7 protein-coding genes and 1 pseudogene are annotated in these 10497 nt (G+C 70.8%); 7 read left to right on the top strand and 1 reads right to left on the bottom strand.

From position 1 onward, the window contains the following. The first annotated feature begins 110 nt into the window (after nt 1-110). The 3 genes from AOK15_RS01910 (at nt 111) to AOK15_RS01900 (ending at nt 5393) form a co-directional block, all read left to right on the top strand. Nucleotides 111-2771, top strand: a complete 2661-nt coding sequence (locus AOK15_RS01910) for an alpha/beta fold hydrolase (RefSeq protein WP_055512008.1) — start codon at nt 111-113, stop codon at nt 2769-2771. Further along, nucleotides 2768-3679 carry an ABC transporter permease gene (locus tag AOK15_RS01905; RefSeq protein ID WP_055512006.1) on the top strand — a complete coding sequence of 304 codons (912 nt, stop codon included), beginning with the start codon at nt 2768-2770 and terminating at the stop codon, nt 3677-3679. The genes AOK15_RS01910 and AOK15_RS01905 overlap by 4 nt, the downstream gene beginning before the upstream one ends. A 157-nt stretch (nt 3680-3836) precedes the next feature. Further along, the gene (locus tag AOK15_RS01900; protein WP_055512005.1) at nt 3837-5393 is read left to right on the top strand and encodes a vWA domain-containing protein; all 1557 of its coding nucleotides are present in this window, start codon (nt 3837-3839) and stop codon (nt 5391-5393) included. On the opposite strand, the gene AOK15_RS01895 is transcribed toward AOK15_RS01900, so the two are convergent. Then, on the bottom strand, nt 5390-6004 hold the full coding sequence (locus AOK15_RS01895; protein ID WP_055512009.1) for a chorismate mutase: 615 nt from the start codon (nt 6002-6004) through the stop codon (nt 5390-5392). The two genes, AOK15_RS01900 and AOK15_RS01895, sit on opposite strands and share 4 nt — an antisense overlap. A gap of 124 nt (nt 6005-6128) precedes the next feature. Between AOK15_RS01895 and AOK15_RS01890 the strand changes: the two genes are divergently transcribed. From AOK15_RS01890 to AOK15_RS01875, 4 genes and pseudogenes are all read left to right on the top strand, one after another. Continuing rightward, entirely contained in the window at nt 6129-8051 is a 1923-nt protein-coding gene (locus AOK15_RS01890; RefSeq protein ID WP_055512003.1) for an AMP-dependent synthetase/ligase, read from the top strand. Nucleotides 8052-8242: 191 nt separating this feature from the next. Next, nucleotides 8243-8593, top strand: coding sequence for a hypothetical protein (locus tag AOK15_RS01885; RefSeq protein ID WP_055512001.1), 351 nt, complete (start codon nt 8243-8245; stop codon nt 8591-8593). A 314-nt stretch (nt 8594-8907) separates the two neighbouring features. After that, nucleotides 8908-9219, top strand: coding sequence for a hypothetical protein (locus tag AOK15_RS01880; RefSeq protein ID WP_055511999.1), 312 nt, complete (start codon nt 8908-8910; stop codon nt 9217-9219). A 719-nt stretch (nt 9220-9938) separates the two neighbouring features. Beyond that, nucleotides 9939-10497: pseudogene (locus tag AOK15_RS01875) on the top strand (hypothetical protein); the annotation flags it as partial.

Raw genomic sequence — 10497 nt, 5'->3', positions numbered from 1 at the left:
GTATACCGCACCCGCTGTATACCGAATTCCCCCCGTACGACCGTGGGATGTCCCACCCCTCCCCCCTGAGGGGGCCGAGACACGCCACCACACCCCCGTACCGTTGACGCATGGATCTTCGACTGACCGGCCCGCGCCTGCGCGGAGCGCTCCGGCGGAGGCCGCGTCGCACCCTCGCCGCCGCGGCCGCCGTCGTGGTGCTCGCCGGCGCCGGTACCTGGACGGCCACCGCCTCGGACGAGGCGGCGCCGGTGAAGCGCACGGACCAGGCTATGGCCATGGGTGAGGGTGTCCGCATCGACACCTCGTACTTCACCTCGGGCGCCACCGGCCGCCGGCCGGCCGTCCTGCTCGGGCACGGCTTCGGCGGCAGCAAGAACGACGTACGACGCCAGGCCGAGGACCTCGCCCGCGACGGCTACGCGGTGCTGACCTGGTCGGCGCGCGGCTTCGGCCACTCGACCGGAAAGATCGGGCTCAACGACCCGAAGGCCGAGGTCGCCGACGTCTCCCGGCTGATCGACTGGCTCGCCAAGCGCCCCGAGGTCCAGCTGGACAAGAAGGGCGACCCACGCGTGGGCGCCGCCGGCGCCTCCTACGGCGGGGCGATCTCCCTGCTGGCCGCCGGGTACGACGACCGGGTCGACGCCATCGCCCCGGCCATCACGTACTGGAACCTCGCGGACGCCCTGTTCCCGAACGGCGTGTTCAAGAAGCTCTGGGCCGGCCTGTTCTTCAACACCGGCGGCGGCTGCGCCAAGTTCGAGGCCGACCTGTGCGCGATGTACGACCGGGTCGCCGAGTCCGGTGAGCCGGACGCCGAGGCCGTCAAGCTCCTCGCAGCGCGCAGCCCCGAGGCCGTCGGCGACCACATCAAGGTGCCCACGCTGCTGCTCCAGGGCCAGACCGACTCCCTCTTCCCGCTCGGCCAGGCCGACGCCGCCGCCAAGGCGATCAAGGCCAACGGCGCGCCCGTCGACGTCGACTGGATCTCCGGCGGTCATGACGGCGGCGACATGGAGACCGGACGCGTCCAGTCCCGCGTCGAGGCCTGGTTCGACCGCTATCTGAAGGGCGACAAGAGCGCCGACACCGGCTCCGCGTTCCGCGTCACCCGCACCCTCGGCACCGGCTCCGGCGACGGCGAGCCCCGCCTGAGCGGCACCACCGGCGACACCTACCCGGGCCTGGGGAGCGACCGCCGGTCCTTCGCCCTCATTGGACGGGATCAGAGCTTCGAGAACCCGGCCGGCGCCAGCCCGCCCGCTCTCTCGGCCCTGCCCGGGATCGGCGGCGCCGCCGGCGGCCTCTCCCAGCTGTCCTCGCTCGGCGTGAGCCTGTCGCTGGACTTCCCCGGCCAGTTCGCCGCGTTCCAGTCCAAGCCCGTCACGGACGACGTCCAGATCACCGGCTCACCCACGGCGACCGTCCATGTGAAGTCCACCAGCGACGACGCCGTCCTCTTCGCCAAGGTCTACGACGTCGGCCCCGGCGGCGCCTCCCAGGTGCTGCCCTCCCAGCTCGTCCAGCCCGTCCGGGTCGAGGGCGCCAAGGCCGGCAAGGACGTGAAGCTCACCCTCCCGGCCATCGACCACGAACTCGACGACGGCCACAGCCTGCGCCTGGTCCTCGCCTCCACCGACCTCGGCTACGCCTCCCCGGCCGCCCCGGCGACGTACACCGTCTCCCTGAAGGGCGACCTGGAGGTGCCGACCCCGCTCGGCGGGGCCGACCGCTCGGACGTCCTGCCCGCCTGGGTCTGGTACCTGCCGATCGGCGGCGCGGCCGTCGCGGCCGTGCTGCTCGTCACCGGCCGTCGCCGCATCACGACGCCCGCCCCCGACCCGGCGCTCGCCGAGGTCCCGCTCCAGATCACCGACCTCAGCAAGAAGTACAAGAACGGCGACCGGTACAGCGTCCGCGACCTGTCCTTCCGCGTCGAGAAGGGCCAGGTGCTCGGCCTCCTCGGCCCGAACGGCGCCGGCAAGACCACCACCCTGCGCATGCTGATGGGCCTGATCCAGCCGGACGGCGGCGAAATCCGTGTCTTCGGCCACGCGATCGTGCCGGGCGCGCCCGTACTGTCCCGCGTCGGCGCCTTCGTCGAGGGCGCCGGCTTCCTCCCGCACCTGTCCGGCCGGGAGAACCTGGAGCTGTACTGGCGGGCCACCGGCCGCCCCGCCGAGGACGCCCACCTGGAGGAGGCGCTGGAGATCGCCGGCCTCGGCGACGCCCTCGCCCGCGCGGTGCGCACCTACTCCCAGGGCATGCGCCAGCGCCTGGCCATCGCCCAGGCCATGCTCGGCCTGCCCGACCTGCTGATCCTCGACGAGCCGACGAACGGACTCGACCCGCCGCAGATCCGCGAGATGCGCGAGGTGATGATCCGCTACGCGGCCGCCGGCCGTACCGTCATCGTCTCCAGCCATCTGCTGGCCGAGGTGGAGCAGACCTGCACCCACCTGGTCGTCATGGACCACGGACAGCTCGTCCAGGCGGGCCCGGTCGGCGAGATCGTCGGTTCCGGCGACACCCTGCTGGTCGGCACCTCCGCCCCTGTGGAGGAGCCCGTCGTCGACAAGATCGCCGCGCTGCCGGGCATCGACTCGGCCGTACGCACCGACGAGGGGCTGGTCGTCCGCCTCGACGCGGACGGCAGCGCCGAGCGGCTGATCGCCGAGCTGGTCCGGCTGGAGGTCCCCGTCGCCGCGGTCGGCCCCCACCGCCGCCTCGAAGACGCCTTCCTCACCCTGATCGGAGAGTCCGCATGAGCACGCTGACCGAGCGTGCCGAGCACGCAGAACCCGGGCGCGGGGAGCCGGGGCCCACCACCCCCGTCGAGGTCGCCGACGGCTACCGCGCGGGCCGCACCCTGCCTCTCGGGGTGGAGCTGGTCCGGCAGCTGAAGCGCCGGCGCACCATGGTCATGGGCGGCATCCTGTTCGCCCTGCCGATCATCCTGGTGATCGCCTTCCAGGTCGGCGGCACCCCCGGCGAGGGCAACAACCGGGTCAACCTGATGGACACGGCGACGGCGTCCGGCGCGAACTTCGCCGCGGTGAACCTCTTCGCCGCCGCCGGGTTCCTGCTGGTCATCCCGGTCGCGCTGTTCTGCGGCGACACCGTCGCCTCGGAGGCCAGCTGGTCCTCCCTGCGCTATCTCCTCGCCGCGCCCGTGCCCCGCGCCCGGCTGCTGTGGTCCAAGCTCGTCGTGGGCCTCACCCTCAGCCTCGCGGCGCTGGTGCTGCTCCCGGTCGTCGCCCTCGCCATCGGCACGGTCGCCTACGGCTGGGGCCCGCTGGAACTCCCCACGGGCGGCGAACTGTCCTCCTCGGCCGCCGCCCAGGCGCTGGTGATCACCGTCGGGTACATCTTCGTGTCCCAACTGGTCACCGCGGGCATGGCTTTCTGGCTCTCCACCCGTACCGACGCCCCGCTCGGCGCGGTCGGCGGCGCCGTCGGCCTCACCATCGTCGGCAATGTCCTCGACTCGGTGACCGCCCTCGGCGACTGGCGCCACTTCCTGCCCGCGCACTGGCAGTACGCCTGGCTGGACGTCGTCCGCCCGCAGCCCGAGTACACCGACATGATCCAGGGCGTCTCGGTCTCCGTAACGTACGCGCTGGTGCTGTTCGCCCTGGCCTTCCGCGGTTTCGGCCGCAAGGACGTCGTCTCGTAGGTCAACGGAGGATCACCCACCGGTCTCGAAGGGCCGTCGCCGTGGCCGCTTCGAGACCCATCCGCAACGCCCTGTGTCGCACACTCGGGCCCCCTCGGCCGTCACAGTCACAACAGCCGCCCACAACCGGGCGACGACGACGTGCCGAGGGGGCCCGATGCACACGTATCGCAGCACAGGGACGACACGACGACTGACCACCGCGCTCCTCGCCCTGGGTACCGCCGGAGCGTTGCTCCTCACCGGCTGCGGCCAAAGCGGCCAGAGCAGCGACAGCAACAAGGGCGGCGGCCGCACCGCCGACGGCTTCCCGGCCCCCGCCCCCGACGGCCCCGACGGGCAGAACGGCGAGCAACAGGACGACGAGTCCCGTGACATCGCCCCCTCGCCCGACCACCTGTCCACCTTCGCCCTGGACGTCGACACCGCCTCCTACGGCTACGCCCGCCGCACCCTGGAGGACGGCAGCCTGCCCGACCCGTCGACGGTCCGCCCGGAGGAGTTCATCAACAGCTTCCGGCAGGACTACGAACGCCCGGACGGCGACGGCTTCTCGGTCACCGTCGACGGCGCCCGCACCAAGGACGACGACTGGTCCCTCGTGCGCGTGGGCCTCGCCACCCGTGCCGCCGACGGCGACCGCGAACGGCCGCCCGCCGCCCTCACCTTCGTCATCGACGTCTCCGGCTCCATGGCCGAGCCCGGCCGCCTCGACCTCGCCAAGGACGCCCTCGGCACGATGACCGACCGGCTCCGCGACCAGGACTCCGTCGCCCTCGTCACCTTCAGCTCCACCGCCGAGACCGTCCTGCCGATGACCCGCCTCGACGACAACCGGGCCAGGATCCACGACGCCGTCGACAGCCTGGAGCCCGCCGACTCCACCAACCTCGGCGCGGGCGTCGAGACCGGATACGCAACCGCCGTCGAGGGGTTGCGCAAGGGCGCCACCAACCGTGTCGTCCTGCTGTCCGACGCCCTCGCCAACACCGGCGACACCGACGCCGACACCATCCTCGAACGCGTCGCCGGCGAGCGCCGCGAACACGGCATCACCCTCTTCGGTGTGGGCGTCGGCAGCGACTACGGCGACGCCCTGATGGAGCGCCTCGCCGACAAGGGCGACGGCCACACCACATACGTCTCCACCGAGAAGGAGGCCGAGGAGGTCTTCTGCGAGCAACTCCCGCGCCACGTCGACCTCACCGCCCGTGACGCCAAGGCCCAGGTCGCCTTCGACCCGGAGACGGTCGAGGAGTTCCGCCTCATCGGCTACGACAACCGCCGGGTCGCCGACGAGGACTTCCGCGACGACAGCGTGGACGGCGGCGAGGTCGGCCCCGGCCACACCGTCACCGCCCTCTACGCCGTCCGTACCCGGGCCGGCACCGAGGCCGGCCACCTGGCGACGGCCACCGTCCGCTGGCTCGACCCCGACAGCCGCACCCCGCACGAGGAAACCGCCGACATCGAGGCGTCGGCCCTCCACGGCGACCTGTGGTCCACCGCACCGCGCGGCCTCCAGGTCGCCGCGGCGGCCGCCTACTTCGCCGACGCCCTGCGCCGCGACGACTCCCGCTGGACCGGCCTCCCGGCCGGCCCCACCCTCGGTGAACTGTCCTCCCGTGTCCGCGAACTGATCAGGTACAGGGAGGACAAGCAGCTGAACGACCTGTCCGACGCGATAGACGCCGCCCGCAGCCTGATGGACTAGGACCGCTCCCCGCACACCGAGGGCAGCGCCCGGACCAGTCCCTCCGCATGGAGCAGGTCAAGGTGGTGGGTGTACGTCGAGCGGATCGCGGCGAGCCGCAGCCGGGGCCCGCAGGAGGCCCCGGCCCGCAGCGGTTCCGTGTCCGCCAGCGCGGTCAGCACCTGCGTGGTGATCCGGTCGAGGACGGGCCGTACCTCCTTCACGAGGTCCGGCCGCTCGGTCGGCCGCTCCTCCGGGTGCGCGTCCCAGCGGGCGTACAGACCCCGCTGCACCAGCTTGTTCGCCTCGATCTGGTCCCGGAACACCGCGGTCACCGCGTCCGGATCGAGGCCGAGCCCGACCGCCCGCGCGGCCACGTCGTCGAGGATCGCCTTCTCCCGCACCGGATCGTCGATCGGCGTGCTCGTCCCGTACTTGGCCGCCGCGACCTTGTCGGCGACGAGCAGCCGTTCGGCGAACAGATCGGTCAGCACGCTGAGCGAGTGGGCCCCCGCGACCGTACGAGGGGGAGCGTCGGGTGACTGGGCGGCGGCCGGTACGGCACCGGAGAGAGCCACTGCGGACGTGACACAGACGGATATCAGGACGGACCTGAGGCGGTGGGGGCGCATGATCCACACCTACCACGCGAACCCGACGGCTCCCGGGACTCAGTCCAAACCATTGAAAAATCCTTACTTACCGGTAAGTTGACTCGTCGGTAATGAAGACGGTGGCCGGCCTCGGGGAGCCGTGATGGGTGTACGCAAGGACTTGAACCAGGCGAAGCAGCGCGCGGACCTCGCCGACCGCGTCACGGTAGAGGTGATCAGGGACGCACAGGGCGTGGTCCGTGAGGCCCGCACCCCCGCCCTCGCGCCCCGGCAGACCGGCGGCAGCACCGCCGACCTCCCCTTCCGCAACGCGACCGAGGCCCCGGACGCGGTGGTGCTGCGCCGCGCCGACGCCCACGGCACCTTCCACCCGGTCACAGCCACCGACTTCGCCCGCGAGGTCACCGCGACCGCCAAGGGCCTGATAGCGGCCGGCCTCGAACCGGGCGGCCGGGTCGCGGTCATGTCCCGCACCCGCTACGAGTGGACCGTCCTCGACTTCGCCGTCTGGGCGGCCGGCGGCCAGTCCGTCCCGATCTACGCCACGTCCTCACCGGAACAGATCGAATGGATCGTCCGCGACTCCGGCTCCCACTTCGTGGTCGTGGAGACCCCCGAGAACGCGGCGGCCGTCGCCACCGCCACCGCCCGCCACTCCCGGCCCCCGCACGTCTGGCAGCTCGACGAGGGCGCCCTCGACGTCCTCGCCGACCTCGGCCGGAGCGTCCCCGAGGACGAGGTCGCCAAGCGCCGCGCCGCCCTGACCCCGGACACGGCCGCGACCATCTGCTACACCTCCGGCACCACCGGCCGCCCCAAGGGCTGCGTCCTCACCCACGCCAACCTGTACGCGGAGGCCGCCAACACGGTCGAGCTGCTCCACCCGATCTTCAAGGAGATCACCGGCCAGGTCGCCTCCACCCTCCTCTTCCTGCCCCTCGCCCACATCCTGGGCCGCACCATCCAGATCGCCTGCCTGCTGGCCCGGATCGAGCTGGGCCACTGCCCGAGCATCAAGCCCGACGAACTGCGGCCCGCGCTCAAGAAGTTCCGCCCCACCTTCCTCGTGGGCGTCCCGTACCTCTTCGAGCGGATCCACGCCACCGGCCGCGCCACCGCCGAACGCATCGGCCGCGGCGCCTCCTTCGACCGCGCCCACCGCGTCGCCGTCCGCTTCGCCAAGGCCTACCTCGACAAGTTCCTCGACCGGGGCCCCGGCCCCACGCCCGGCCTGTACGCCGCCTGGGCCCTGTACGACACGCTGGTCTACCGCCGCGTCCGGAGCGAGCTCGGCGGCCGTATGCGCTACGCCATCAGCGGCGGCTCACCGCTCGACCGCGACCTCAACCTCTTCTTCTACGCCGCCGGGATCATCATCTACGAGGGCTACGGCCTCACCGAGACCACCGCGGCCGCCACGATCGTCCCGCCGCTGGGGCCCCGCCCCGGCACGGTCGGCCGGCCCGTCCCCGGTACCGCGATCCGCATCGCCGACGACGGCGAGGTCCTCATCAAGGGCGGCATCGTCTTCGGCACCTACTGGAACGACGCGGTCGCCACCGACGCCGCCCTCACCGACGACTGGTTCGCCACCGGCGACCTGGGCGCCCTCGACGACGACGGCTACCTCACCATCACCGGCCGCAAGAAGGACATCCTCGTCACCTCCGGCGGCAAGAACGTTTCGCCAGCCGTGTTGGAGGACCGCCTCCGCAGCCGCCCGCCGGTCGGCCAGTGCATCGTGGTCGGTGACAACCGGCCCTTCGTCGCCGCCCTGATCACCCTCGACCCCGAGGACGTCAGCCACTGGCTGCACGTGCGCGGGATGTCCCCGGAGACCCCGCTCTCCGAGATCGTCGCCGACCCCTCGATGCGCGCCGAGGTCCAGAAGGCCGTGGACTACGCCAACCAGGCCGTCTCCCGCGCCGAGTCGATCCGTGAGTTCAAGCTGGTCGAGGGTGAGTTCAGCGAGGAGAACGGGCTGCTCACCCCGTCCATGAAGATCAAGCGCCACGCGGTCTCGGCGGCGTACGCGGAGGAGATCGAGACCCTTTATCGCGGCTGACACCCTCGGGGCCGGCGCCGGTTCTTCGGCCGACCGGAGCACCCACCGTTGTGCGGCTCGGGACCCCTATGGTCGCATCGTCCAGAAAAGGCACCTAAAGGACATTTGGGTGCCGCGATCGAGGGTCGGCTGCCCATGGGCGGCTGTTCCGGTACCTGGGAGGACCTTTGTCTCACCGCGTGCTCCGCTCAGTGGCCACCGTGCTGCTGGCGTCCGCTTCGCTCTGCGCCGCCGCGCCGGCGCAGGCCGCCGCACAGCAGCCAGACTTGCCTTGCTCGGTCGGCCTGCGGAAGGTCGACGACGCGGCGACCAGTGCGATCACTGTCAGCGTCCAATGTCAGCAGACGCGGACCGTCAGTGTGAGGATCACCGCGAACGGCGTCGCACTCGCAAGTCTGCGGCAGACCGTTCAGGCGGATCTTCGGCAGACGGTCAGCATCACGGTGCCCAGGGTCCCGCAGGTCTGCGCCACGCTGGGGGCCAACGACCAGACCCTCACCCTCTGCGCCCCTGCCGCATTTCGTCTGCCGGCGTCCGCCTGAATGAAACGGCCGCCGTCGCCCGTCCCGCGATTGTCGGGGCCCGGACGGGCGGCGGCGACCGCCCGAATGCGTATTCGTGCGGAGGGTTGGAATTGAATGGTTGTTCAGCTTGATTCCCAGGTGCGGTTCCATTGCTCCATTCGATGACCGACCTGGCCTGACCTGGGCGTTCTGTATTTCATATCAATTGCCATTCGGGGCTGTATGGATGAATATCCGGGGTCTGGGCCCTCTCAAGTGGTGCGGGCTCGGGTGGTTGGGGCAATATCGGTCCCGTTCTTCCGAACGGAAAGAACCGAGAAACGGAGATATAAATGCGCAAGACCATGAAGCTGGGCGCTGCCTCGACGCTCGCTGCGGTGGCCCTGGTCGCGGGTTCCGCGACGGCTGCCAGCGCCTTCGGTGGGGGTCACCCGGACGACCCGTACATCTGCGGCAACTCCGTGGCCGAGGTCGGGGCGGAGGGCCCGGACGCGCAGGCTTCGGCGACGGGCAACGGCCCGGTGCCGAACTGCCAGGTCGGTTACACCAACATCTACAACAACAACTCGACGAGCGACGACAACGAGGGTGGGGACCTCTCTCTCATCGGGGACACCATCGAGGAAATCCTTCCCCTCCCCTAACGTCGACGAACTGAACGGAGTCCCTGATTCCGCTTCGTGACCGTCCAAATCCGGTGCGGCAGTCAGGGGCACCCGTTCTCGATTCCCTGAGGGATCGTGTTCCGTCCTGAAAGCGTCTTTCCCTGAAGAGTGGATGAGGAAACATTCTCATTCATCACGGGAGAGGCGCTTTCCCTTTCTCTGACTCAGAGTCGATCACCGCGAATTAGTCATACCGCAGGTGATAGGAAAATCGGTGCGCATCGGAGCGGAATGAGTGACATGAGCGTCCTGCCGCGTTGTCCGGATACGGGAAAGGCCTCATTTCGTAGCGAGGATGAGGCGCGTATCTGGATTGTCAGACAACCGCTGATCGAAAAGATTCCGGATCGGATCTACCGGTGCCCCGGCTGTCGGTATTGGCACTTCACAGGATCCCATCATCTCACCAGTCAGAAAATCAAGCAGCGGCGAAACCACGGCAGGCGTGAAGCCGCTCCCCGACGCAGTCGCGGGAAGAGGGAGAGGACCTGACACGCACGCGGTCGGCGTCGCCCACTGGTGCGGTCGCCGCCGGACCTCGTCCCGTCGCGGTCCCGCAGGCGACATCGGCGCGTCCGGTGTGAGTACTCGAACAGGACGCGCACCACCAGCGGAACGGCTGCGGCACGGGCCGCCCCTGGACCCGTTCCGGTTCCAGGGCCGGCATTTCCACACGGCTCGACCAGGAAGACACGAGATTGCGACAGAACCTGAGCAGGGGAATGGTCGTGGCCGCCGCCGCGACGAGCATTCTGTCCCTGTACGGCACGCCGGCCTTCGCGGACGCGCGTTCCGATAAGACACCGGGGGGCTCACCCGGCGCGTCTGCCGCCCTGCCCGGCGACAGTGCCCTCCACACCCTGAAGGGCGGTCCCGCAAGCGCGAGCCCCAAGCACAGCGAGATGAGCACCGCGCCCGACCTGTCCCCCGTGAAGTCCCGCGTCAGCGGCTCCGACCTCAGCGGGACGCGGGCCGCGGCCCGTGAGTTCGCCCCGGCTGACGGCCGTCAGCACGGCGGCCACTGGCGTCATGGCGAGGCTGCCGGGTACGGCAGCGACGGCGGCTACGGTGACGACGACAGCGGCGACGGCGGCGTCGGCGACCACTTGCGCCTTGGCGAGGCTGCCGGGAACGGCGGCCACGGTGACGACGGCGGCGGCCATATCGGCGTCGGCGACCACTGGCGTCATGGCGAGGCTGCCGGGTACGGCGGCCACGGTGACGACGACGGCGGCTACGGCGGCGACGGCGGCTACG

It is taken from the genome of Streptomyces ossamyceticus (assembly GCF_001418475.1).
Classification (GTDB): Bacteria; Actinomycetota; Actinomycetes; order Streptomycetales; family Streptomycetaceae; genus Streptomyces; species Streptomyces ossamyceticus.
This window is presented reverse-complemented; position numbering and strand designations above follow the sequence as displayed.

Coding starts and splice junctions, on each gene's coding strand:
- AOK15_RS01905 (WP_055512006.1), top strand. CDS start 2,768: ATGAGCACGCTGACCGAGCGTGCCGAGCACGCAGAACCCGGGCGCGGG.
- AOK15_RS01880 (WP_055511999.1), top strand. CDS start 8,908: ATGCGCAAGACCATGAAGCTGGGCGCTGCCTCGACGCTCGCTGCGGTG.
- AOK15_RS01895 (WP_055512009.1), bottom strand. CDS start 6,004: ATGCGCCCCCACCGCCTCAGGTCCGTCCTGATATCCGTCTGTGTCACG.
- AOK15_RS01910 (WP_055512008.1), top strand. CDS start 111: ATGGATCTTCGACTGACCGGCCCGCGCCTGCGCGGAGCGCTCCGGCGG.
- AOK15_RS01890 (WP_055512003.1), top strand. CDS start 6,129: ATGGGTGTACGCAAGGACTTGAACCAGGCGAAGCAGCGCGCGGACCTC.
- AOK15_RS01900 (WP_055512005.1), top strand. CDS start 3,837: ATGCACACGTATCGCAGCACAGGGACGACACGACGACTGACCACCGCG.